General features: G+C 59.7%; 23 protein-coding genes and 5 pseudogenes. 14 read left to right on the top strand and 14 right to left on the bottom strand.

Annotation, left to right across the window (positions count from 1 at the left end; genetic code table 11):
• Positions 1–10: 10 nt before the first annotated feature.
• The 5 genes and pseudogenes from MUN84_RS11185 to MUN84_RS22965 all read right to left on the bottom strand — a co-directional run bounded on the left by MUN84_RS11185 (position 11) and on the right by MUN84_RS22965 (position 3538).
• A complete protein-coding gene (locus MUN84_RS11185; RefSeq protein ID WP_244698502.1) occupies positions 11–955 on the bottom strand; it encodes a homoserine kinase in 945 nt (314 codons plus the stop codon).
• Between the two features lie 144 nt (positions 956–1099).
• Positions 1100–2330, bottom strand: a pseudogene (locus MUN84_RS11180) (ACT domain-containing protein).
• Complete coding sequence (locus tag MUN84_RS11175; protein ID WP_244698500.1) at positions 2327–2629, bottom strand: ACT domain-containing protein; 303 nt, start codon at positions 2627–2629, stop codon at positions 2327–2329. Before MUN84_RS11175 ends, MUN84_RS11180 begins: the two are co-directional and overlap by 4 nt.
• A 28-nt stretch (positions 2630–2657) precedes the next feature.
• Positions 2658–3086 carry a hypothetical protein gene (locus MUN84_RS22970; protein WP_262920712.1) on the bottom strand — a complete coding sequence of 143 codons (429 nt, stop codon included), beginning with the start codon at positions 3084–3086 and terminating at the stop codon, positions 2658–2660.
• Positions 3050–3538, bottom strand: coding sequence for a hypothetical protein (locus MUN84_RS22965; protein ID WP_262920690.1), 489 nt, complete (start codon positions 3536–3538; stop codon positions 3050–3052). Before MUN84_RS22965 ends, MUN84_RS22970 begins: the two co-directional genes overlap by 37 nt.
• Before the next feature lie 501 nt (positions 3539–4039).
• Between MUN84_RS22965 and prfA the strand changes: the two are divergent.
• From prfA to MUN84_RS11155, 4 genes and pseudogenes are all read left to right on the top strand, one after another.
• A pseudogene (gene prfA / locus MUN84_RS11165) lies at positions 4040–5109 on the top strand (peptide chain release factor 1).
• A gap of 1565 nt (positions 5110–6674) precedes the next feature.
• Positions 6675–6764: a hypothetical protein gene (locus MUN84_RS24550; protein WP_410780099.1), complete on the top strand. Its 90-nt coding sequence runs from the start codon at positions 6675–6677 to the stop codon at positions 6762–6764.
• A 7-nt stretch (positions 6765–6771) separates the two neighbouring features.
• Positions 6772–7194, top strand: coding sequence for a secondary thiamine-phosphate synthase enzyme YjbQ (locus MUN84_RS11160; protein ID WP_244698831.1), 423 nt, complete (start codon positions 6772–6774; stop codon positions 7192–7194).
• A gap of 103 nt (positions 7195–7297) precedes the next feature.
• On the top strand, positions 7298–7885 hold the full coding sequence (locus tag MUN84_RS11155; RefSeq protein ID WP_244698497.1) for a hypothetical protein: 588 nt from the start codon (positions 7298–7300) through the stop codon (positions 7883–7885).
• Between the two features lie 5 nt (positions 7886–7890).
• Here the strand turns inward: MUN84_RS11155 and MUN84_RS11150 are convergent, their stop codons facing one another.
• Positions 7891–8445 carry a hypothetical protein gene (locus MUN84_RS11150; protein ID WP_244698494.1) on the bottom strand — a complete coding sequence of 185 codons (555 nt, stop codon included), beginning with the start codon at positions 8443–8445 and terminating at the stop codon, positions 7891–7893.
• 19 nt (positions 8446–8464) lie between these two features.
• Positions 8465–10012, bottom strand: a complete 1548-nt coding sequence (gpmI, locus tag MUN84_RS11145) for a 2,3-bisphosphoglycerate-independent phosphoglycerate mutase (protein WP_244698492.1) — start codon at positions 10010–10012, stop codon at positions 8465–8467.
• Between the two features lie 145 nt (positions 10013–10157).
• Between gpmI and MUN84_RS11140 the strand changes: the two genes are divergently transcribed.
• From MUN84_RS11140 to MUN84_RS11110, 7 genes and pseudogenes are all read left to right on the top strand, one after another.
• Entirely contained in the window at positions 10158–10559 is a 402-nt protein-coding gene (locus MUN84_RS11140) for a DUF4783 domain-containing protein (protein ID WP_244698491.1), read from the top strand.
• Between the two features lie 197 nt (positions 10560–10756).
• Positions 10757–11616 (top strand): annotated as a pseudogene (nadC, locus tag MUN84_RS11135) (carboxylating nicotinate-nucleotide diphosphorylase).
• Between the two features lie 99 nt (positions 11617–11715).
• Positions 11716–12336: a hypothetical protein gene (locus MUN84_RS11130; protein WP_244698484.1), complete on the top strand. Its 621-nt coding sequence runs from the start codon at positions 11716–11718 to the stop codon at positions 12334–12336.
• Positions 12337–12404: 68 nt separating this feature from the next.
• Positions 12405–12785, top strand: a complete 381-nt coding sequence (locus tag MUN84_RS11125) for a hypothetical protein (protein WP_244698482.1) — start codon at positions 12405–12407, stop codon at positions 12783–12785.
• Positions 12786–12831: 46 nt separating this feature from the next.
• Positions 12832–13068, top strand: a complete 237-nt coding sequence (locus MUN84_RS11120; RefSeq protein ID WP_244698481.1) for a heavy metal-binding domain-containing protein — start codon at positions 12832–12834, stop codon at positions 13066–13068.
• 211 nt (positions 13069–13279) lie between these two features.
• Positions 13280–13933 (top strand): annotated as a pseudogene (locus MUN84_RS11115) (SAM-dependent methyltransferase); the annotation flags it as partial.
• An 81-nt stretch (positions 13934–14014) separates the two neighbouring features.
• Positions 14015–14746, top strand: coding sequence for a ZIP family metal transporter (locus tag MUN84_RS11110; protein WP_244698477.1), 732 nt, complete (start codon positions 14015–14017; stop codon positions 14744–14746).
• Positions 14747–15129: 383 nt separating this feature from the next.
• Here the strand turns inward: MUN84_RS11110 and MUN84_RS11105 are convergent, their stop codons facing one another.
• The 3 genes from MUN84_RS11105 to MUN84_RS11095 all read right to left on the bottom strand — a co-directional run bounded on the left by MUN84_RS11105 (position 15130) and on the right by MUN84_RS11095 (position 18197).
• Positions 15130–16710 (bottom strand): OmpA family protein, encoded by a 1581-nt coding sequence (locus tag MUN84_RS11105; protein ID WP_244698475.1) that lies wholly within the window; start codon positions 16708–16710, stop codon positions 15130–15132.
• A gap of 174 nt (positions 16711–16884) precedes the next feature.
• Positions 16885–17217: a hypothetical protein gene (locus tag MUN84_RS11100; RefSeq protein ID WP_244698473.1), complete on the bottom strand. Its 333-nt coding sequence runs from the start codon at positions 17215–17217 to the stop codon at positions 16885–16887.
• 56 nt (positions 17218–17273) lie between these two features.
• Positions 17274–18197 carry a DnaJ C-terminal domain-containing protein gene (locus tag MUN84_RS11095; protein WP_244698471.1) on the bottom strand — a complete coding sequence of 308 codons (924 nt, stop codon included), beginning with the start codon at positions 18195–18197 and terminating at the stop codon, positions 17274–17276.
• Between the two features lie 182 nt (positions 18198–18379).
• Between MUN84_RS11095 and MUN84_RS11090 the strand changes: the two genes are divergently transcribed.
• Positions 18380–18799 carry a DUF6799 domain-containing protein gene (locus MUN84_RS11090; RefSeq protein WP_244698468.1) on the top strand — a complete coding sequence of 140 codons (420 nt, stop codon included), beginning with the start codon at positions 18380–18382 and terminating at the stop codon, positions 18797–18799.
• Between the two features lie 64 nt (positions 18800–18863).
• Here MUN84_RS11090 and MUN84_RS11085 read toward each other — a convergent pair whose 3' ends face one another.
• From MUN84_RS11085 to MUN84_RS11075, 3 genes and pseudogenes are all read right to left on the bottom strand, one after another.
• Entirely contained in the window at positions 18864–19067 is a 204-nt protein-coding gene (locus tag MUN84_RS11085; RefSeq protein ID WP_244698466.1) for a hypothetical protein, read from the bottom strand.
• A gap of 33 nt (positions 19068–19100) precedes the next feature.
• Positions 19101–19489: pseudogene (locus MUN84_RS11080) on the bottom strand (septal ring lytic transglycosylase RlpA family protein).
• A gap of 11 nt (positions 19490–19500) precedes the next feature.
• Positions 19501–20328 (bottom strand): glycoside hydrolase family 25 protein, encoded by an 828-nt coding sequence (locus tag MUN84_RS11075; protein WP_244698464.1) that lies wholly within the window; start codon positions 20326–20328, stop codon positions 19501–19503.
• A gap of 122 nt (positions 20329–20450) precedes the next feature.
• Between MUN84_RS11075 and MUN84_RS11070 the strand changes: the two genes are divergently transcribed.
• Together MUN84_RS11070 and MUN84_RS11065 are read left to right on the top strand one after the other, a co-directional pair.
• Positions 20451–20723, top strand: a complete 273-nt coding sequence (locus MUN84_RS11070) for a VF530 family DNA-binding protein (protein ID WP_244698462.1) — start codon at positions 20451–20453, stop codon at positions 20721–20723.
• A gap of 113 nt (positions 20724–20836) precedes the next feature.
• Complete coding sequence (locus MUN84_RS11065) at positions 20837–21160, top strand: hypothetical protein (protein ID WP_188557117.1); 324 nt, start codon at positions 20837–20839, stop codon at positions 21158–21160.
• Between the two features lie 88 nt (positions 21161–21248).
• On the opposite strand, the gene MUN84_RS11060 is transcribed toward MUN84_RS11065, so the two are convergent.
• A complete protein-coding gene (locus MUN84_RS11060) occupies positions 21249–21632 on the bottom strand; it encodes an Hsp20/alpha crystallin family protein (RefSeq protein WP_244698460.1) in 384 nt (127 codons plus the stop codon).
• Positions 21633–21713 lie beyond the last annotated feature (81 nt).

The following is a 21713-nucleotide window of genomic DNA, read 5'->3' as shown; positions in this document are numbered from 1 at the left end:
AAGCAGCGTCTTAGTTCTCATCGACCAGCACCTGGCAGCCCACCGGGTTGATGGTCGTCAGGTAGGTGAGGTAGTCGAGGCCGAGGCGCTGGTAAGTGGCGTGCATGACGTTTTCTACGGCGCGGGCCGTGGCTTCGTCCTGGCTGAGCATAAACAAGGAGGGGCCCGAGCCGGAGATACCGCCGCCCAGGGCCCCGGCAATGCGGCTACCCTCCTTCACGTCCTGAAAGCCCGGAATCAGAATGCTGCGCACGGGCTCCACAATCACGTCCTCCAGGGAGCGGCCAATCAGGGCGTAGTCGTGCTGGAGCAGGCCAGCCACCAGCCCGCCCACGTTGGCCCACTGCCGGATGGCGTCGCGCAGGGGTACTTCCTGCTTCAGAATCTTGCGGGCATCGGAAGTTTTTATTTCAATCTGCGGGTGCACTACCGTCACGAACAGAGGCGGGGCATCCAGCGCTACAATGTCGGGCGTGGGGGTAGTGGCCCGAATCAGGGTTACGCCGCCGTAAATGGCCGGGGCAATGTTGTCGGCGTGGCGCACTCCAGAGGCTACCTCTTCGCCGTACATGGCAAACTGCACCAGCTCGGGCTTGCTGAATTGGTTGTTCAACAAGTAGTTAAGACCCACCACGGCGCCCGCCGCGCTGGCCGCGCTGCTGCCAATACCACTACCGGGCCGGATGGCTTTGCGAATGCGCACCTCCACCCCAAGCGGTTCCGGAATGGCGTGAAGCATAGCCAGCAGAGCCGCGCCCGCCACGTTCTGGGTTGGCTCCGTGGGCAGGTTGAACTCGTCGTCGTTGATAAGCACTACCCCCGGCTGCTGGGTTAGCCGCAGCTTCATCACGTCGTTGGGCTCGTGTAAAGCAAAGCCGAGCACGTCAAATCCGCACACCACGTTGGCTACGGTGGCGGGCGCTAGCACCGTAATAGAAGCTGAAGAAAAAAGCATGAAGCAAGTAAAAGGGGTAGGATAACGCGAAGCTAGAAATCTGGCGGCAGCTTCGCGTACGAGTGAACAGCTTGCCGAGCTGAAGTGTAGTCCGCTGCCCGCCGAGAAGCTGCCGTGTGCTGCAGTACTCCAGCCGCCTGCCTACTAGGATTGTACGGCGCGCAGTACATCGGCAAATACGCCGGAGGCCGTTACCTCAGCGCCCGCCCCGGCGCCTTTAATAACCAGGGGCTGCTCCACGTAGCGGTTGGTATAGAATAGCACGGCGTTGTCCTTGCCTTGCAGCGAGTAGAGGTCGTGGGTGGGGGTAGGGCCTGCAGACCTACCCGGGCCTGCCCCGCCCCGAAACTCGCCACGAACCGCAGCTTCTCCCCGTTAACCGCGGCGGCCTCATACAAGGCCCGGAAGTGGGGCTCGTGCACGGCCAGTTGCTCGTAGAAAGCCGGTACGTCGCCTTCCAGGCAGGAGGTGGGCAGAAACGCTTCGTTGTGAATGTCGCTCATTTCCAGCGCGTGCCCAGCCTCACGAGCCAGAATCAGGATTTTGCGGGCTACGTCCACCCCGTCAGATCGAGACGGGGGTCGGGCTCGGTGTAGCCTTCGGCCTGGGCCTGGCGCACTACCTCGGCAAAGGGCCGGGAGCCGTCGTAGTTGTTAAATACAAAGTTCAGGGTGCCCGACAGCACCGCTTCCATGCGCTGCACCTCGTCGCCGCTACGCAGCAGGTCGCCCAGGGTCCCGATAACGGGCAGGCCCGCACCCACGTTGGTTTCAAACAAAAACTGGGTGTTGAACTCCTGAGCCAATGACTTCAGGCGCGCATAATTCTGATAATCAGAGGAAGCCGCTACCTTGTTGCAGGCTACCACGGCCACGCTGCGTGCCAGCAACTCGGCGTACACTTGCGCTACCTCTGGGCTAGCCGTTACGTCCACGAACACGGTGTTGCGCAGGTTTAGGGCCAGCAGCTGCTCGGTAAGGGCCTCCAGGCTCAGGGGTGGTCCGGCGGCCAGGGCCGGTTGCCAGTCCGCGAGGTCAATGCCTTCCTCATCGAGCACGAACTGCCGGCTGGTGGCTAGGCCCACTACCCGCAGGTTCAGGCGCAGCTTTTCGCGCAGCCAGGGCTGCTGCCGGGCCAATTGCTCCAGCAGCTTGCGGCCCACGTTGCCCACGCCGCTAACTACCACGTTCACTTGCCGGGTAGTGGCCTCGAAGAAGGTTTCGTGCAGCACGTTAATAGCCTTGCGCACATCCTGCTGGCGGATAACGGTGGAAATGTTCTTCTCCGAAGAGCCCTGCGCAATGGCCCGAATGTTCACCCCATTTTGCCCCAGGGCCCCAAACAGGCGCCCACTGATGCCGGGGTGGTTTTTCATCTGCTCCCCACCAGGGCCACAATGGCCAGCTCCTCCTCACAATACAAGGGGTCGAGGCGGCCGGCGCTAATTTCGGCGGCAAACTCCGCGTCGGCCGCCTGCCGGGCCTGCTGCGCATCGGTAGCGCGCACGGCCACGGAAATCGAGTGTTCCGAAGAGCTTTGGGTAATGAGAATCACGTTGATTTGCTCCTGGGCCAGGGCCGCAAACAGCCGCCGCGAAAAGCCCGGAATGCCCACCATGCCGCTGCCCTCCAGCCGCAGCAAGGCCACCGGCCCGATGCTGGAAATGCCGCGCACCGTAGCGTGGTTGGCGGGTGGGGCTACCTCAATTAGGGTTCCGGCATCTTCGGGGCGAACGTGTTCTTGATCCAGAGTGGAATGCCCGGTGCATAACCGGTTGAATGGTAGGTGGGTAGAGAACCTTGGCTCCGAAGTGCGACAACTCCATGGCCTCTTGGTAGGAGATGTGCGAAATGGGACGAGCGGCCCGCACCAAGCGCGGGTCGGCCGTCATCATCCCGCTCACGTCGGTCCAGATCTGTAGCTGACTGGCTCCCAGCGCCCCGGCAAAAATGGCGGCTGTGTAGTCGGAGCCGCCGCGGCCTAAAGTGGTAGTGGTGCCATCCGGGGCTGCGGCCACGAAGCCCGGCGCCACGTACAGGGCCGTCTCGGCCCCATTCACGGCGGCCTGAATCTGGGCGTTGGTGGTAGCAAAATCTACGGTGGCGTGGCCGTAGCGGGCATCGGTGCGCAGAAGCTGCCGACTGTCCAGCCACTGATGAGCCGTACCCCGCGCCCCAGCCCCGCCGCTACCACCTGCGAGGACAGTAATTCCCCGTAGCTCACTAGCCGGTCCAGGGTGCGGGCCGAAAGTTCGCCCAGGGCAAAAACACCGTCGCAGAGCCGCTCTAGTTCATTGCAATAGCTTTTCACGAAGCTCAGCACCGCGCTCTGTCCCGTAATCGGGAGCAGTTCGCGCACTACGTCGAGGTGGCGCTGTTCCAGTTCCTGCAGTTGCTCCCGGTAGCCGGCATCAGCGGCGGCAGCGCGCCGGCCGGCACTAATCAGGGCATCCGTCACGCCACCCAGGGCCGAAACGACTACCACGGAGGGCTGCTGGCGGGCGGCGGCTTCGACCAGCGCTAAAACGCGGTTAATGTTGGCGGCCGAAGCCACAGATGAACCTCCGAATTTAAGAACCTGCATAAGCGTCACGTCAAGGGCACTACCAGTGAAAAGGACAAGAAAAAGCCCGCGTCGGTCCGGCAGCTCCCTCAGGTGGGGCTTACCGGCGAAGCGGGCGGCGAATACGAGGTGAAAAGGAGTTCCGCGGCCCGCTTAGCGGGTTGTAGTCACGGTTGTCCCGGTGGCAATTGGGCTGATTGTCAGAGCGCAGGGGGTAGCATGGAAGGCACGAAGCAAAGCCATGAGCGCGGGGTTGAGGGCCGTAAAGTAGGAATTTTTTGAAACGATAACTGTTTAGGATAGAAATAATTTGACTGCTAACTGACCCTTGTTAGCGCGCTCCGAGCTGGCGGCGCCTACCGCAGGTGGCGCGCTTACGGGGGCGCTATTAAGGAATTATCAGGCACAGAAAGCGCGCAAACAGGAAGGCTTTTACCACTTCTGGTCCAAGCGGTTCAGCCCTGTTTAAGGTCGGCATTGATTCCGTACCTTTGCACTCCCAATACATTTTCTGAAGGCAAGATGCTAGACAAACTGGAGGCCATCCAACGGCGCTTTGAGGACGTGAGCGAGCAGCTCACCCAGCCCGAAGCCATGAGCGACATGAAACGCTTCAAGGCCCTCAACAAAGAATATAAGGACCTCGGCAAAATCGTGACCGAGTACAAGGCCTACCAGAACGTGCTGGCCAACATTGATAGCGCCAAGGAAGTTATTGCGACCGAAAAGGACGAGGACTTCCGCCAGATGGCCAAGGACGAGCTGGAAACGCTGTACCCGGAGCAGGAGCGGCTGGAAGCCGTTATCAAGGAGCTGCTGATTCCCAAGGACCCGAACGACAGCAAGGACGTTATCATGGAAATCCGTGCCGGGGCCGGGGGCGACGAGGCGGCTATTTTCGCTGGCGACTTGCAGCGCATGTACATGCGCTACGCCGAAAAGCAGGGCCTGCGCATGGACCTGATTGATGCTACCGAAGGCACCTCAGGCGGCTACAAGGAAATTATTCTGGCTGTGAAGGGCGAGGACGTGTACGGCAAGCTCAAGTTCGAGTCGGGGGTGCACCGCGTGCAGCGCGTGCCGGCCACCGAAACCCAGGGCCGCATTCATACCTCGGTAGCCTCTATTGTGGTAATGCCGGAGGCGGAGGAACTGGACGTAGAAATCGACATGAATGATGTGCGCAAGGACCTGTTCATGTCGTCGGGGCCGGGCGGTCAGTCGGTAAACACTACCTACTCGGCTGTGCGCCTAACCCACTTGCCCACCGGCATCGTAGCCCAGTGCCAGGACCAGAAGTCGCAGCTCAAGAATTTCGACAAGGCCCTGGGCGTACTTCGCTCCCGCCTCTACGAAATTGAGCTAGCCAAGAAAAACGAAGCCGAAGGCGCGGCCCGCAAGAGCATGATTGGCGGCGGCGACCGGTCGGACAAAATCCGGACGTACAACTACCCCAGGGCCGCGTCACCGACCACCGCATCGGCTACACGGTGTACAACCTGAGCTCCGTCATGGACGGCAACATCGACGACTTTGTGGAGCAGCTTCGCATTGCTGAAAGCGCCGAGCGCCTGAAGGAAGGCGTCGGCTAGGATACGTTAACGCTCCCAGCCCCGTTTGTCATCCTGAGTGCAACGCAGGACCTTATCACGTAACAACGACAGCCGATTCGGCGTGATAAGGTCCTGCGCTGCGCTCAGGATGACGTTTTTAAGTTAGTTAGCTTACTGCCATCTATGCGCTTTTTACTCCCGCTGCTTCTGCTACTTTCGGCCGCTACGGTGCTGCTACCCGGCTGTGAGCCCAAGGAAGACCTCGTAACGACCGACAGCAGCGCCCGGTTGGAGTTTTCCCTTGACACGGTGAAGTTTGATACCGTGTTCGTGACGGTAGGCACGGTAAGCAAGCGCCTGTGGGTGTACAACCGCAACCCGCGGGCGGTACGCGTATCGGAAATCAGCCTGCAAAACCAACCCGGCATCACCTACAACCTGCTCGTTAACGGGGATGCCGGCAGCGTAGCCCGCGACGTGGAAATCCGGGGCAAGGACAGCCTGCTGGTGCTGGTGCGCGCTACTATTGACCCCACGCCCAGCGACGGGAAGCCTTTCCTGCTGGCAAGTGACCTCCGGTTTCGCACCAACGGCAACGACCAGCAAGTGAAAGTGGTCAGCTACGGCCAGAATGCCTACTTCCATGATCGGGATGAAATTAAGGCCAACACCACCTGGAAGGCCGATAAGCCCCACGTTATCTACAATTCGGTGGTGGTAGGGCCGGGCGTCACGCTCACCATTGCAGCTGGTGCGCGCATCTACTCGCACGCCGGTTCTTTTCTGGTCGTGAAAGGCCGGCTGCTGTGTAACCCCACGTACCAGCCTACCGGTCCCATCAAGCCGAATGATCCTAACCTGGTGCGCTTCGAGGGTGACCGACGCGAAACCGAATATGCCGAGCGGCCTGGCCAGTGGGGCGGCCTGGAGTTTGATCTGGGCAGCCAGGGCAACGTGCTGCGCTACACGCTCATAAAAAATAGTACGCTGGGCGTTTATCTGTACAATCCCTTCAATGAGCAGCCCCGCCCGCAGGTGCAGCTTGAAAAAGTTGAGCTACGTAATATTTCTACCCTCAACAGCGGTTACCCGTTTGATGGGGCAGCCTTACTGAGTTTGTGCGGTGACGTAACGGCCAATAATACACTGATTAGTAACTGTGAGCAGTATGCGGTTTATGCCGTGCAAAACAGCCAGGTTCAACTTGATTACTGCACCATTGCCAACTATACCTCTGGCACCCGCAACCAGCCGTCCGTGTTGCTCTCGCCCGAGGCACCCTTCAAGGCTATTAGCGGCCGGCCGTTGCCCGCCCTTGCTCCGCGCCTGACCATGCGCAACTCCATTGTGTGGGGCAATTCCCGGAACCTGGAGGAGCTGGCTTTTATGAACGGGGAGCAATACGCGGGCAACATCAACATCAGTACCAGCGTGTTGCTGACCAAGAAGTACAACAACACGGGGCCGCTGGGACAGGCTAAAAACGGCAACATCCTGAATCCGCAGGAAGGCCCGACCTACCTTTTCTATAGCACCCCCTCCCGCCCCGAGGCAAAACGCTGGACTATCAGCTCGACACCCTTTCACCGGCCAGCAACAAAGCCGTGGCCTTGCCGGGTATCAGCACCGATCTGCTCAACCGCCCCCGCCTCAGCCCGCCCGATATTGGGGCCTACGAGCGGAAAAATCCGTAAGCAACCTATGCAGTTTGTTCAGAAGCGGTTGCGCCTGCCGGCCGTAAGCCGAGGCTTTCATTTGATTACCGATTTGCTAGTAGCTGAACTACCGGAGCTGGAGCAGCTGCAGGTCGGAACAGCTCACTTCTTTATTCAGCATACCTCAGCTAGCCTGAGCATCAACGAAAACGCGGACCCCACCGTGCGCCACGATTTCGAGCAATTCTTTAACCGCACGGTACCAGAAAATGCCCCCTACTTCCGCCACACCCAGGAAGGACCCGACGACATGCCGGCGCATATCAAAGCCAGCCTGCTGGGCCACGCCGTGAGCGTGCCCATCAGTCAGGGCCGGCTGGCGCTGGGTACCTGGCAGGGTATTTACCTGGGCGAGCACCGTAACCACGGCGGTCGGCGGTGGGTAGTGGCTACCTTAATGGGCAAGTAACAGCAGCTACAACTAGGGGTAAAAGGCACTGCCTAAGCGGAATAGGCAGCGTAAGCAAGCCATGCGCCTGAAGTTTGCGTATAGGGCAGAAAGCCTCCCTATCATGTTTGCTGCCCTGTTTCTGTCATCCGCCAAAGTCGCCTCGGCTACCTCGCTTTATGCCGCGGTACTTCTAGGTATGTGCGGTATGGATGCGAAACGCAACGAGCCGCCCGCTACCCGGAAGGCTACCACGCAACAGGCGCGGCCGGGGCGTGCTGCCCGATATAGTGCGCCTGCTGCTACCCGCGTGGTGCGCCTGACGAATGATTCCTTGGCCGGCCAGCCGTTCGGCGAGGAGCCGACAGTACAGGAGCTGCTGGCCACCGGGGCAAAGGTAGTGGCACGCCGGCCCCACAAGAACTTGCACGAAGCCGGCCAGATCGACACCATTCTGCTGGTGCGGCACCAGGGCAACGTGTTTGAGTTCTACCGGGCCCCGGAGAAAGACCTACTCCGCGACGCTACCATTACCAACTTTCAGCCAGCTTATGGGCGGCGCCTGCGCACCCGTCTGGAGCCGGCTTGCCGCTCGGCAGCTTCCACCACTGATAAGGTCCGGATTGGCGACACGGAGCGCACCAACTACGTGTCCGTTATCTACCAAAGTGGCCGCCTAAGCGCCGTGCACGTGGAGCCCTACCTGGATTAGGGAATTTACCGCACCACGCGGCTCTGCACTGAATAGCGCACCGAATCGAACAGCACAAGCTTCTGCACGCCGCGCACCTGGTAGCTGGATACTTGCCCGTTCTGGCAGCGTAGAGTCATAGTTTTGGTTGAGTACACCAGCGGGTTATCCTGGGCTACCGTGGCGGTAAGCTCCCGCACCGTGGAGCCCTCACTCAATACGGTAAGTTGCTCTACCGGGTGCTCCGTGCCGGGCTGACGACGGTAGCTGCGGCGAGTAAAGCCTTCGGCTGTCGCGGCAGAATCTACTTGGTATAAACCACGGAGGGCAGGTTTATTGATGTCGGCCTGCTGGAAAATCTGTAGTTCCTTGGCCCAGTCCAGTTGGGTTACGCGGGTGGTTTCCTGCTGGCCGTCACGGAGCAGAACCTGCTTTTCCACGGCGGGCTGGCGCTGATTCAGCAGGGTAGCTTGCGTTTCCAGAAAGCCCAGTAAGTTGAAATACGCCGGCTTCCAATTTGCCGGGTTGGGGCGCACGGTAGCATCCTCGCCGGCCTCACAGGCGGCAAGAAACACGACCATGCTAGCCAGCCAGAATGAACTACGCATTCGGGACTGTTTCGGGGCGCAACAGGCTTTGGCCGCCCATAACTTCGGGTTGGGGCAGACCCATGAGCTGCAATACCGTAGGAGCAATGTCGCCGAGCTTGCCATCGGTGAGGGTGCCGCGGTAGTCGTTGGAAGCCAAGATGCAGGGCACCAGGTTGGTCGTATGGGCCGTGTTGGGCGTGCCGTCCGGGTTAATCATCATGTCGGCGTTGCCGTGGTCGGCAATGATGATGCAGGCGTAGTCGGAGGCCAGGGCCGCTTCAACAACGCCGCGGGCGCACTCGTCCACAGCTTCGGCAGCCTTCACGGCGGCGGCAAACACGCCGGTGTGGCCTACCATGTCGGTGTTGGCAAAGTTCAGCACCACGAAGTCAGCCGACTTGGCTTGCAGCTCGGGCACCAAGGCGTCGCGCAGCTCGTAGGCGCTCATTTCGGGCTGCAGGTCGTAAGTTGCTACCTTGGGCGAAGCGCGCATGATGCGCTTCTCGCCCTCGAACTCCACCTCCCGGCCCCCGGAAAAGAAGAAGGTTACGTGCGGATACTTCTCCGTTTCGGCAATGCGAATCTGGGTTTTATGGTTCGCCGCCAGCACTTCGCCCAGGGTTTCTTCCAGGTTGTCCTTCTCGAAGATGGGCGTGACGCCGGTAAAAGTGGCGTCGTAGTTGGTCATGGTGAGGTAGTGCAGGCTGAGCCGGCGCATCTCAAAGGCGTGGAAATCCTGCTGGTTTAGGGCCTGCGTGATTTCCCGGCCCCGGTCAGTGCGGAAGTTAAAGCACAGCACTACGTCTCCTTCCTTGATGGTAGCCAGCGGCTGCCCGTCGGCTCCTACCTTGATGATGGGCTTCAGGAATTCATCCGTTACTCCTTCTTTATAGGAGTCCTGCATGCTCTGGATCAGGTTCTGCGACGGAGTGCCCTTGCCGTTTACCAACAGGTCGTAGGCTACTTTCACCCGTTCCCAGCGGTTGTCGCGGTCCATGGCGTAGTAGCGGCCCACGATGGAGGCAATCTTGCCGCTGGCTCCGCGCTGCAGGTGCTGCTCCAAATTATTCACGTAGCTGACGCCGCCCTTGGGGTCGGTATCACGGCCATCAGTGAAGGCATGAATGAACACATTGTGCACATCAGCATCATACGCTAAAGTACACAGGGCTTTCAGGTGCTCAAGGTGGGAGTGCACGCCACCATCGGAGAGCAGGCCCATCAGGTGCACGGGCTTATTGTTGAGGCGGGCGTATTCAAAGGCTTTCACCAAAGCAGGCATGGCGCCCAGCTTCCGCTCCCGAATGGCTTTGTTGATGCGCACCAGGTCTTGGTACACCACGCGGCCGGCCCCGATGTTCATGTGGCCCACCTCAGAGTTGCCCATTTGCCCGTCGGGCAAACCCACGGCCTCGCCAGAAGCTTGCAGGCGGCTGTGGGGGTAGCGCTGAAACAGCGAATCGACGAAGGGCGTACGCGCCTGATCAATAGCCGATACCTCTTTGTTCTGCGCCAGACCCCAGCCGTCCAGAATCACCAACAATACCTGTTTGTTCATGGCAGCAAAGATAGGCCAGATGGGCCGAAACGCCCGCATTTTCCCTAACTTGGCTGCCAGGCCAAGCGGTTAAAGGTGCCAACCTGAAGGCCAGCCCAGGTTGGCATAGTTTTGGTGAGCTGCATGACGAACTCTTTACACTAACATGAAACGCAACTTCTTTTTGGCCTTCGCCCTAGTGTGGGGCCTGTTGCTGTCGGTGGGAGCCCTGGCACAGGGCGAAGCTTTTGGTCCCGTACGCAATGCCATCCGCAGCTCCTCCTCGCGCGATTTGGCCGAGTTTTTTGCCCCTACCGTGGAGCTGAGCTTCGACGGGGACAAGCAAAGCTACAGCGCTACCCAGGCCGAGTTCGTGATGAAAGACTTCTTCGCGAAACACTCCCCGGCTTCTTTCGATTTCATTCACTACGGCGGCAGTAACGAAGGTACGCCCTATGCCGTGGGCAAATACACCGGAAAAGATGGCGCCTACCGCATGTTCGTGAAAATGAAAGCGGCCGGCGGCAACCTCAAAATTGCTACCATCGACTTCACTAAGGAGAACTAGCTTCTCTTCCATTGTCTCTCTCCCAGCGCCGCGAAGCTTCTTCGCGGCGTTTTTTTGTGCCCGGTCGGGCCGGCAATTCGCTTTGTGTAACTCCGTAAATCCCGGGGAATAGCGGAAAATTCTGTCCCGTGGTTTCTGTGGAAGCCACCGGAAACCATTGATGGTTAAGTAGGGGCATTTTTGACTATTTTTGCCCCGTGCAAACGCCCTCCTACCTCACCCCGGAAGCTCTATCCACCTTTATTCGCACGGCCCTGGCCGAAGATGTCGGCGACGGCGACCATTCGGCATTGTCGGCCATTCCGGCAACGGCGCGCAATCGGGCCCACTTGCTGATCAAGGATGAGGGCGTACTAGCCGGTGTGGAACTGGCCCGTCACATCTTTCGGGAGGTAGATGCCGACCTACAGGTTGCGCCGCGCCTCGAGGATGGTACTCGCGTAAAGCACGGCGACATTGCCTTTACCGTGGAGGGCCGCGCCCAAAGCATTCTGACGGCGGAGCGGCTGGTACTCAACTGCATGCAGCGCATGAGCGGCATTGCAACCCGCACGGCCCACCTCACCAGCCTGCTGGCCGGCACCCAGGCCCGCCTGCTCGACACCCGCAAGACAACCCCCAACTTCCGTATGTGTGAGAAGTGGGCGGTCCTGATTGGGGGCGGCGTCAACCACCGCTACGGCCTGTTCGACATGATTATCCTGAAGGACAACCACGTGGACTACGCCGGCGGCATTCGGCAGGCTATTGAGGCTTCCCGCGCCTACCTGGCAAGTACTGGCCGGCAGCTACCCATTGAAATAGAAACCCGCAGCCTGGCCGAAGTGCAGCAGGCCCTGGAGGCCGGCGGCATCGACCGGATTATGCTTGACAACATGGCCCCGGCGCAGCTGCGCGAGGCCGTGGCCCTGGTAGCGGGCCGCTACCCCTGGAAGCCAGCGGCGGCATCACTGAAGAAACCATTGCCGAGGTAGCCGCTACCGGCGTCGATTACATTTCCGTCGGGGCCCTGACCCATTCCATCCGGAGCCTCGACATGAGTTTGAAAGCCTTTTAATAAGTGGCTAGTTGTCAGGTGCCGGTTACCAGCTTGTTCTTCGGAATAGTACAACTGTTAACTGGCAGCCGGCACCTAGCAACTGACAACTAATATTCCATGCAACTTCCCAACCAACGCGGCGGCTACCGGCAGCAACAGCAGCAGCAAGGCGCTTCGCCGCTGGCCATTCGCACGAAAAAGCACCAGCTCGACACCGATACCTACACCAAAATGGCCATGGCCCGGGTGTGGCGCCGCGAGTGGTGGTACGCCCTCATTCCCTTCGTTATTGGGTTGCTGCCCGCCATCATCTGGCCCTCGTGGTGGTGGCTGGCCGGGGCTTTGCTCCTAACGCTGCTGTACGTGCTGTTCCGCTCGGCTCAGGTAACGGGCGTGACGCAGGTTGAGCAAACGAAGCCTCTGTTCGAGAAGTTGGGCTATGAGTTTGACAATAAGCAGATTGTGCTGCGCCGTAACGAAAAGGAGGGCATGCGCCTGACCTGGGACATGATTGGCGACGTAAAGCGCCAGGCCGATGGCTACCTACTGTCCTTGCGCGCCCCGGAACTGCCCCAGGAGCTGAAAGGCTGGCGCCTGTGGCTGGCCAAAACCTTTGATACCCCCATTTTCCTGCAAGTGCCGGACCGCATCTTTAACTCGCCCAACGACCAGAAGCTGTTTGATGCCATGCTGCGCCGCAAAAACCTGCTGCCCGGTGGCGGTCCGGTAGCTGCCTAAAGCCCGGCCTTAACTTGCCCGGTCGTTTCTTCGTCATACCTCTTATTCAAGATTCCGTTTTCCTTCTCATGAGCAAGCAACTCGTACTTTCTGCCCTGGCCCTGGCTACGCTGGCCCTGAACGCGTGCAGCAGCGAACCTTCGGACTGGCGCGCCGACAAAAAAGTATCGGTAGACATGGTAGAGCCTGGCAGCCGCTCTTCTGACAACTTCGACCAGAACACGGAAGAAGCCGCCCACCAATCGAAAGGCGGAGCAATTGAGCGCCCCATCAACTCGGAAGTAACCCTGGACGAGCCCAACGCCCGCGACCGGGTAACGGCCGAGGAAGTTCGTACGGCCGATGCCAAAGACGCTACCCATACCAGCAGCGCCGAGGCCATTCAGAGCGACAAAAAAGCCACCAGCGACCAGAAGGCTGAAACGGCAGAGCCTACGCCCAAAAACTAACGTCGGGCTTATGGTATCTTTTTGGAAATCAACGGTAACAGCTGTTTTGCTGGCCTCTGGAGCTGTACTGGCCGGCTGCCAGTCGAAGCCCGCGGAGCAGGCTGCCACTACGGCGGCTGCCGCCACCGCACCTGCCGATAGCACGGCGCTGCCCGTGGCCACGGCTGCCTACCTCTGCCCCATGGGCTGCGAGGGTAGCGCCAGCAACAAGCCCGGCAAATGCCCAGTTTGCGGCATGGACCTGGAGCCTAACCCGGCCGCTACGCCTGCCAAGGCGCTTTGATTTAAACAAACGGGGGTTCATATTTGCAGCGCTGTTGCAAATATGAACCCCCGTATTTGCTCATAAAACGAGAAGGGGCGTGTAAGCGCCCTTTTGTCGTTTTAGTACCTGCCCTGTTACTTATGCTGCCTGCGCCCCCCAAGAATGGTTTAGTACTTGGTTTGACTCGCCGTACTATCATCGGCTCTACCGGGCGCGAAACGACGAGGAGGCCCGCGCTTTTCTGGCGAAATTGCTACGGTACCTGTACCCCAAGCCAAAGGCTCGCCTCTTGGACCTGGCCTGCGGCAAAGGACGGCACGCGCTCTACCTAAGTGAGCAGGGCTATGACGTAACGGGGTTGGACCTGTCGCCGGAAAGTATTCGTTACGCCCAGCAGTTTGCCCATAAGCACCTGCACTTCCAGGTGCACGACATGCGGCAGCCCCTGCTTACCGGGCCCTTTGACTTCATTTTCAACTTGTTTACCAGCTTCGGCTACTTCGCGCAGGAGGCCGACAACGTAGTGGCTCTGCGTAACGCGGCCGCCGCCCTGCGGCCCGGGGGCAAAATGGTCATCGACTTCCTGAACACGGACCTGACCATCCGGCAGCTGGTAGCGCACGAAACTAAGCGGGTGGAAGACACGGAGTTCCGGCTGTACCGCCATTTCCAGCACGATTTCATCGTGAAAGAAATCCGCTTCCAGGACGATGAGGGCCGAGAGCAACACTTTGAGGAGCGGGTGCGCGCCCTCAGTCAGGAGCGATTCGAGGAGTACTTCCGAATGGCGGGCCTGCGCCTAGTGGAAGTGTTGGGCGACTACCACCTCACTGCCTTCGATGCCGCTACCAGCCCCCGCATGATTTTCGTGCTCAAGAAATAAACTAGTCAGGTGGCGGCCAGGGGCAAGATCTGTTAGGTCTTCCCTCCTGAGTCTGCCGCCTCACCCCTCACTTTACTGCCCATGTGGTTTGCCGTTTTTGCGTTGTTTCTGACTGTGCTGGGGGCCGGCTGGCTGACCCGACTGGTCCCAACGGCCCGCACCACCTGGATGAAGCCGCTGCTGGCTTTTAGCGGGGCCTACTTGTTCACGCTCACCGTTACGCACTTGCTGCCAGAAGCCCTACAGATGCAGCCCGGGCACCGAGTAGGCTACTTCGTGCTGGCGGGTTTTTTTGGGCAAATGCTGCTGGAGGTTTTCTCGCAGGGCGTGGAGCATGGACACGTTCATCATCATACTGAGCATGCGGGTAGGGTGCCTTTCCTGCTGCTGTCGTCTTTGGTTTTGCACTCGTTTCTGGAGGGTAGCATTTTGGTGAAAACCCCGGCGGCCGGCGACGTAAGCCAGAATTTCTACGCCATTCTGGCTGGGGTAGCCCTGCACCACATTCCGGCGGCCTTTGCCCTGATGGCGGCCTTGCTGCTGCGCCTGGGCTCTTTCCGGCGGGCGTTGCCCTACCTGCTGGTGTTTGCCGTGGCGGGCCCGGCCGGTATTATTGTAAGCAACTTTGTAGTGCTGGAGCAACTCCTGACCGGCGGCCTATACGCGGCCCTGCTCGGGTTAGTAGCCGGTAACTTCCTGCACGTTTCCACTACCATTCTCTTCGAAACCAGCCCTGACCACAGCCTGAACGTGCGCAAGCTGGTAGCCACCCTGGCCGGCTTGCTGCTGGCCCTGCTAGTGGATGTGGGGTAGGAGGCCAATGGGGGCTAGTGTTAGAGTTGGTTTTACAGACGCCCACGCTAGCACTATAAATACAGAGAAGAGCTTATTTCGACTCCAAAGTCAAAGGCCGTCTTACAAAGCGCCGCCGCAGCATCTTGCATGCTGATGTTGCCATGCTACCTAACAATTCGAGCGAGATACGGTGGCGGCGCCTTCGCAGAACGGACCGGCAATCTGTTACCCGCTTACGCCGGAACAATAGCTACTTCAGCAGACAATTTGAGACTAGAGCAGGTACAGACTCGACACATGGCCCTAGCAAAACGAGTTAACATACTGGATTAGCTACGGACATAAAAAAGCGCCTTGCTCAGCTGAGCAAGGCGCTTTTTGATTTATGAACCAGCTACCAGTTAGCGGCGTGGGGTGGTCCGGCGAACCGGGGCCTTTGCAGGAGCTTTCTTGGCCGGAGCGGCGGCTTTCACCGGAGCGGGCGGAATAGCAGGAGCAGGACCATACTTGGTTTCAGCGGGGTTCGGGTCACCGGGTAGGTACACGTCGAACTCTACGCGGCGATTGAGGGCGCGGCCGGCTTCCGTGGTGTTCGGAGCAATCGGCTTGCTTTCCCCGTAGCCATGCGATACGATGCGGTCCTCCGGGATGCCTTTGCGCAGCATGTAAGCACGGGCCGAGGCAGCACGCTCATCCGAGAGACGCAGGTTGTACTCGTCGTTGCCTACGTTATCGGCGTGGGCCGAGATGCCGAGGAAGTAATCTGGGTAGTCGTTCAGGATTTGCACCAGGCCGTCCAGAGTCGGGAACGAAATCGGCTTCAAAGTCGCCTTATTGAACTCGAACTGAATGTACTTGGTAGCCTCCTGCAGACGCTTTTTCTCCTCAACCTTCATTTCCGGGCAGCCTTTGTTGGAGGCCGGGCCGGGGCGCTGCGGGCAGCGGTCCTGGTAGTCGGGTACACCGTCACCGTCGGAGTCAACGGGGCAGCCATTGGCGTCTACTTTCACGCCGCCGGGCGTGTCGGGGCACTTATCATTCTGGTCGATTACCCCGTCGTTATCGGAGTCGGGGCAGCCTTGCAGTTCAGCCTTGCCAGGAGTGTCGGGGCACTTGTCGTCGCCGTCGCGCACACCATCACCGTCCCGGTCGGGGCAGCCTTCCAGGGCCGCGAGGCCTTTCTCAGTGGGGCATTTGTCTTGGTAATCCGGAACACCGTCGCCGTCACCGTCGAGGGGGCAGCCGTTGGCATCCACGGCCACACCGGCGGGGGTACCGGGGCACTTGTCTTTGCGGTCGGAAACGCCATCCTTGTCCTCATCCTTGGCCTGACCTAGGGCGACGTTCAGGCCCACAGTGTGCTGCAAGAACCGGTCGTCGATGCTGTTGTCGTCGCGGGCAGGGTCGCCGTCAATGTTGGCATTGAGCGGGAAGTGCTGGCCGGTCTGCACAAACAGGTGCACGGCCTCGCCCAGGCGAAAGTCAATACCGGCGGCCCCGAATAAGTCAAAGTAGTTCTTGTCCTGGTCGGTGGGCTCGGTGCGGTTGTTGCGGAAGATGGTGCCCTCGCGGCTGGTGTAGGTCAGGCCCGGGGCGGCCAGCAGGTAGGGGCGCACGGGCGAATCCTCACTCAGCAGCTTGAACTTCAGGCCCAGGTTCACGTTCACCACGTTGGTGGCGAAGTTGCTGCCGAAGTAGGGGGCGCCGGCCGGGGCCGTCTTCTTCAGCTCCACGTAATTGCCGCTCAGCTGCAGGTCCAGGCCGCTGGTCAGGTAGCGGCTGATTGTCAGGCCGGGCGCGTACTTGTTCTCGCTCCAGTTCCAGTAGTCAGAACCGAAGTTGCCCTTGTACTGCATGGCACTCACGTTGAGGCCGATGGCCGTCTTGCGGTCGGCAGTTTGTGCGTGCGAAGCCAGCGGGGCCAACGCCCAGGCCGTAAGGCCGAGGGCTAACGCCTTTTGGAGGGGAATGCGTGGAGGCATAGGAAAGGGAAAAGGGTGACAAAAAAGGCAATTGCCACAGCGGGCAAGCTGGGGCTTTATACCCTGGTTAGGGGGAAAAGTTGCCCTGCTGCGTCCAAACCCGCCTACGAATCCTCCAAAACAACCAGCCAGACGCTCTCACAAAGCTGAGCGCTAGCCAGGAGGAACAAAATTTTACCGCAGGTCAATGTCCAGCATGGGCCCAGTGCCGCGCAGGAATACTTCCAATTGCCGGACTCGGGCCCGCTGCTGGCCAAGCTCCTGCTGGAGCTGCTCCAAGCGCTGACGCATGGCCAGAATTACCTCCAGACTGTCCTTGCTCAAGCCCAACTCGTGGTGCAGGCGAGCCAGCAGGGCCACATGGTCGGGCTCTTCGTGCAGGGCATTGGGCGTATCTGGGGCCGCATGCAGAAGCCCAAGCTCCAAGAACTCCCGCACATCGGTTTCGCTTAGCCCGTAGCGGGTAGCGCACTCGTGAAAAGAGAGGATGATATGATGCGTTTCCATGAGAGGTAGCAGTTTTCGGGACTCAAGGACAAACAAAAGGGCTAATACGGCTGTGGTTATTTCCGTAGCTCAGCCAGCTGACGAAACAGCTCCTTTTCCTTTTCGCTCAGGTTCTGGGGTAGCGTGAGCGTCAGGCGCAGGTATAAGTCGCCGAACTGTCCGGACTGGCGGTAGACTGGAAACCCCTTGCCGCGCAGGCGCAGGCGGGTGCCATTCGGCGTTTCGGGCTTGATGGTGATTTTCACCGGGCCCGACAAGGTTTCTACTACCTGCTCGCCGCCGAGCAAGGCCGTGTAAATGCTCACCGGCACATCCATGGTCAAATCGTTGCCGGCGCGGGAATAGCGGGCGTCGGGCTGAATGCGCAGAGTAATGTAGAGCGAGCCGGCGGGCCCGCCGTTGCGGCCCGGCCCACCCTGGTCGCGCAGCCGAATGACCTGCCCATCTTCCACGCCCGGGTGAATGGTAAGGCGCAGATTTTTGCCATTAACCGTGAGCGTGCGGGGGCCGCCGTGGTAGGCCTCTGCCAAAGTCAGTTCCAGCTCGGCCTGGTAGTCCTGGCCGGCGCGGGGCCGGGTGCTGCTCCCCTGGCTACCCCCACCCATGCCCCCAAACATGGAGCTGAAGAAATCGGAGAAGTCGGCGCCCCCAAACGGGTTGTCTTCGCCCCCGAAGCTGCCGCCCTGGGCGTACTGCGACCAGTCGAAGCCAGCTCCGTTGCCCTGGCCGCCCCGGCCCGCGCCCGCCTGCTGATAACGCTGCCAGTCAGCGCCCAGTTGGTCGTACTTCTGACGCTTGTCGTCGTCGCTAAGAACTTCGTGGGCCTCGTTGATTTCCTTGAACTTGCGTTCGGCCTCGGCGTTGTTGGGGTTCACGTCGGGGTGGTACTGGCGGGCCAGCTTGCGGTAGGCTTTCTTGATCTGGTCCTTGGTGGCCGATTTATCGAGGCCCAGAATCTGGTAGTAGTCTTTGTAATCCACGGGGCAGGTGATAACAGGGGAGAGCCAAGGCCCGCTACCGGGCGTTTGGAAGCTACTGCTAAAACGAATCTGGCTCAGGCGAGGTTACCCAACCAACATTGCGAAATTCGGCCCGTATTTTGTATTTTACAGCTACCGTACCCAGCGGTGTTTTTCTCCAATTCTCTCATTTTCCACCCACTATGAAACGGTATCCTACTACTATTTTGGCCACGCTTTTGCTAGCCGCAGCCGCTACCCTCAGCGCCCAGGCGCAAACCAAGCTGCCTCCCCGCCGGCCCGTGCAGCCCCGGGCCAAAGCCGCCGCTCCGGTGGGCCTGACCATGAAGGATGGCTTCCTGATGAAGGAGGGCAAAGTAATGATGACGCGCGACGCCCACACCGAGGCCCTGACCTCGGAAACGGCCCTGGTAAATGGGACTAAAGTTCGGGCCGATGGCACCGTGACCCTGGCTGATGGCACAACGGCCATGCTCAAAGAAGGCGACTACATGTCCTTGACGGGCCGGATGACTACCAAAGCCATGCGCGCCGAGCAGGACAGCCTGTTGCAGCTCGCCAAAAACGGCGGCAAGGTCAAAATGAAGAAGAAAGTCAAGTAAGCCAGCCCCTGGCCTACTACCTACCGCGGGGCGGTCTGGCACAAAGCCGGGCCGCCTCGTGGCGTTAGCGGCGGCCGGTTTGAGTGTAGTCCTGGAAGATGAGGACCACCTCGGCCTCGTCGCGGGCTTCCACTACCTCGTCCATTACAAACTGAATTTCGGTTTCCGACCAGCCCTGGGCTTCGGCCGCCTTTACAAAGGCGCCGAGCTGAACGAAGCGGTTGGCCTCGGCCGGAATGGTCCATTGAACTTTCTTACGAATACGCATGGGCTAAGCGAGGCACCGACGGGCGGCGCGGGATTATTTGGCTTTCCGGACAACTTTTAATTCCACTGGCGCTACGCCGGCATCTACGATACCAATCTTACGGGCCGCCTTGCGCGAGAGGTCAATGACGCGGCCTTTGGCGTGGGGCCCCGGTCAGTAACTTTCACTTTTACGGAGCGGTGGTTGCGCGGATTGGTGACGCGCACAATGGTGCCGAAAGGCAAGGTATTATGTGCCGCCGTGCGTTTGCCGCCCCGGTACACGGTACCGCTGGCCGTTTTGCGGCCTTCAAACTTATCAGCATAGTATGAGGCCTTGCCAGATTGGGTAAAGGTATTCGCGCCCCCGGCGCAGGCCGTAACCAATGCCAAAGTCAAAAGCAGGAACCCAGAGCGGAGGTAAGAAAACAAAGCAAAACTCATAAAATGGCAGATTAGTTGGCCCCGGAGCTGCGGCCGCGGGGCGGAATGCGCAGGGCCAACAGGCGCTGAAAGTTGCCCTGAAATACGTTAAAGTCGACGGTACCCCGAATGCCGGGCACGTAAGCCTCGTCGGAATGCTGCCAGATAATCCACTTTTCGCGGGGTAGCACGGGGCTTTCTACCTCGTAGTGCGCCAGCCAAAGCGGGTACTTATCGAAGTGGCCAGCCAGGTGACGCTTGTAAAAACTGTAGTTGGAGTACAGAATGGGCCGCACCCCGTAGTGGCGCTCCACCAGCCGCAGCCAGGTAGCCACGCCCCGCCGCATCTGGGCCACGTCGTGAAACTCGGCGTGTTCCACGTCTAGCACCGGGGGTAAGTCGCCGGGAGCCAGGGGCACGGTACGCGTAAACAGGCTGGCCTGGCGGGTGGCGTCGTAGTTAGGCTGGAAATAATGGTAGGCCCCGCGGTAAATGCCCGCCGCCTGGGCACCCTGCCAGTTTCGCTTGAAGCGCGCGTCGTGCAGAGTAACGCCCTCCGTGGCCTTAATAAAGGCAAACCGCACCTTGTGCCCGGCCACTTGGCCCCAGTCGATGCGGCCTTGGTAGGCCGACACGTCGATGCCGTGCACGGAGTAGCCGGCCAGCAGCGGGGTACGTTCGCGGCCCGTTAGGTGGGGGCTGATAAAGGAGGCGTACACGCGCCGGACGTAGCGGTTGAGCTGGCGCTGGTGCCGCCAGTAAAACACGAGGCTCCCAACCAGCAAGGCCAAAAAAGCCAGCGGCAGCACCCGGCGCCATACCAGGCGAAAGCCAGAACGAGAACGGCGGGAAGCAGTCATAGAACCAGGGCAAGTTGCCAAAGGTAACGTTGGGGAAGGACGATGTGGTGCCTTAACCGGGCGAAACCACCCGAAAGACGCCCGCTTTTTCGCACTTTTGTACTTACACGTTGCCTTTTGCCATGCCCGATTTGCCCAACCTCCCCGATGCCCGCGACGAGTCCGGCCACCTTATTCGTGAGCTGCACGGCGTCACGCTGGCCCAGATTCTGGAGTACCTGGTGGCCGCGTACGGCTGGCCCGAGCTGGATAACCGGATTCGGATCAACTGCTTCGCCGTAAATCCCAGCATCAAGTCCAGCCTCACCTTCCTGCGCCGTACGCCCTGGGCCCGCGCCAAGGTCGAGGAGCTCTACATTCGTACCCGCACCGCCGAGGTGTTGGGCAAGAAGTGAACAGGCGAGTTAGTGAAATTAGGAAGCGGTAGAACCAGGTAGTCAAAAAGTACGCTCAATTACCGCCTCACTTCATCACCCAATCACCCTCCATCTCACCATTTTACCGCCTCATGGCTGACGTGTCGCAGAAATCCGGGCCGCTGGCCGTGTTAGCAGGAGCCGGACTGTTCGTGCTCTTTGAACTAGTGGCCTACCAGGTGCTACGCCTAGCTACTTCCGGCTTGGGCATGAGCAACCAGATGCAGCCGGAAAACACGATTGTCAGCAATTGGGTGAAAACGGTGGTGTTTCTGCTGCTGCACCTCGCGCTGGTGGTGGTAGCGGTGCTGGTGCTCAGCAACCGCCTGCCCCGGCGCTACCGGGGGCAACTGATGGGCTGGTTCTACCTGTCTTTACTCACGGGTTTTCTGCTGCTCTGGCCCCTGTTTGACTAGATTGTACACAAAAAAGCCACTACCGGGGGCAGTGGCGGGTGAAACCATAGGGCCGGTCGGTCCCGGCGTTATAGGCGGCTAACGGCAATTAGCGCTGCTTGATGTTGATTTCGCGGGGCTCCGTGGCCGCGTTGTGGTACGGGATGCGCACGTGCAGCTCCTGACCTTCGAACACGGCATCAATGCGGCTCAGGTCGAGGGTAGCCGGCAGGGTAAGCGTGCGGGTGAACAAGGGAGCCGCCAGCTTATCCTCCGCCGAGTGGCGGTACTCGGCAAAGACCGTCAGCACGTTGTTGTTAAGCACGACGTGGAAGTTCTCGGGGCTCACCGAAGGAGCAGCAACGCGCACGACCACGCCCTTCTCCTGCTTGTCAATCCGTAGCATGGCCTGGGCAATACCTCCGCCCAAGGTGTTGAGCAGGTCGAGTTGCGGGGCAATGTTCCGGATAAAATCCTTGCTGATAAGATTCATGGTTGGGTTCCTCTCTAGATTGTGTATCAGGCTTATTTCAAAACCTGTACCAACCTGAATACAACCGCCTCCAACGCTAGA

The organism is Hymenobacter sp. 5516J-16 (assembly GCF_022919335.1).
In the GTDB taxonomy this organism is placed as follows: domain Bacteria; phylum Bacteroidota; class Bacteroidia; order Cytophagales; family Hymenobacteraceae; genus Hymenobacter; species Hymenobacter sublimis.
Note: the sequence above shows the minus strand (reverse complement) of the source record. Positions and strands in the feature narration are given on the sequence as shown.

What these genes read in the sequence shown, in the direction of transcription:
- MUN84_RS11100 (WP_244698473.1), bottom strand. Translation starts at nt 17,217, where the DNA reads ATGGAAACGCATCATATCATCCTCTCTTTTCACGAGTGCGCTACCCGC.
- MUN84_RS11090 (WP_244698468.1), top strand. Translation starts at nt 18,380, where the DNA reads ATGAAACGGTATCCTACTACTATTTTGGCCACGCTTTTGCTAGCCGCA.
- MUN84_RS11130 (WP_244698484.1), top strand. Translation starts at nt 11,716, where the DNA reads ATGCAACTTCCCAACCAACGCGGCGGCTACCGGCAGCAACAGCAGCAG.
- MUN84_RS11065 (WP_188557117.1), top strand. Translation starts at nt 20,837, where the DNA reads ATGGCTGACGTGTCGCAGAAATCCGGGCCGCTGGCCGTGTTAGCAGGA.
- MUN84_RS11155 (WP_244698497.1), top strand. Translation starts at nt 7,298, where the DNA reads ATGTTTGCTGCCCTGTTTCTGTCATCCGCCAAAGTCGCCTCGGCTACC.
- MUN84_RS11105 (WP_244698475.1), bottom strand. Translation starts at nt 16,710, where the DNA reads ATGCCTCCACGCATTCCCCTCCAAAAGGCGTTAGCCCTCGGCCTTACG.
- MUN84_RS22965 (WP_262920690.1), bottom strand. Translation starts at nt 3,538, where the DNA reads ATGCAGGTTCTTAAATTCGGAGGTTCATCTGTGGCTTCGGCCGCCAAC.
- MUN84_RS11075 (WP_244698464.1), bottom strand. Translation starts at nt 20,328, where the DNA reads ATGACTGCTTCCCGCCGTTCTCGTTCTGGCTTTCGCCTGGTATGGCGC.
- MUN84_RS11070 (WP_244698462.1), top strand. Translation starts at nt 20,451, where the DNA reads ATGCCCGATTTGCCCAACCTCCCCGATGCCCGCGACGAGTCCGGCCAC.
- MUN84_RS11150 (WP_244698494.1), bottom strand. Translation starts at nt 8,445, where the DNA reads ATGGTCGTGTTTCTTGCCGCCTGTGAGGCCGGCGAGGATGCTACCGTG.
- MUN84_RS11125 (WP_244698482.1), top strand. Translation starts at nt 12,405, where the DNA reads ATGAGCAAGCAACTCGTACTTTCTGCCCTGGCCCTGGCTACGCTGGCC.
- MUN84_RS11160 (WP_244698831.1), top strand. Translation starts at nt 6,772, where the DNA reads ATGCAGTTTGTTCAGAAGCGGTTGCGCCTGCCGGCCGTAAGCCGAGGC.
- MUN84_RS11060 (WP_244698460.1), bottom strand. Translation starts at nt 21,632, where the DNA reads ATGAATCTTATCAGCAAGGATTTTATCCGGAACATTGCCCCGCAACTC.
- MUN84_RS11140 (WP_244698491.1), top strand. Translation starts at nt 10,158, where the DNA reads ATGAAACGCAACTTCTTTTTGGCCTTCGCCCTAGTGTGGGGCCTGTTG.
- gpmI (WP_244698492.1), bottom strand. Translation starts at nt 10,012, where the DNA reads ATGAACAAACAGGTATTGTTGGTGATTCTGGACGGCTGGGGTCTGGCG.
- MUN84_RS11085 (WP_244698466.1), bottom strand. Translation starts at nt 19,067, where the DNA reads ATGCGTATTCGTAAGAAAGTTCAATGGACCATTCCGGCCGAGGCCAAC.
- MUN84_RS11110 (WP_244698477.1), top strand. Translation starts at nt 14,015, where the DNA reads ATGTGGTTTGCCGTTTTTGCGTTGTTTCTGACTGTGCTGGGGGCCGGC.
- MUN84_RS11185 (WP_244698502.1), bottom strand. Translation starts at nt 955, where the DNA reads ATGCTTTTTTCTTCAGCTTCTATTACGGTGCTAGCGCCCGCCACCGTA.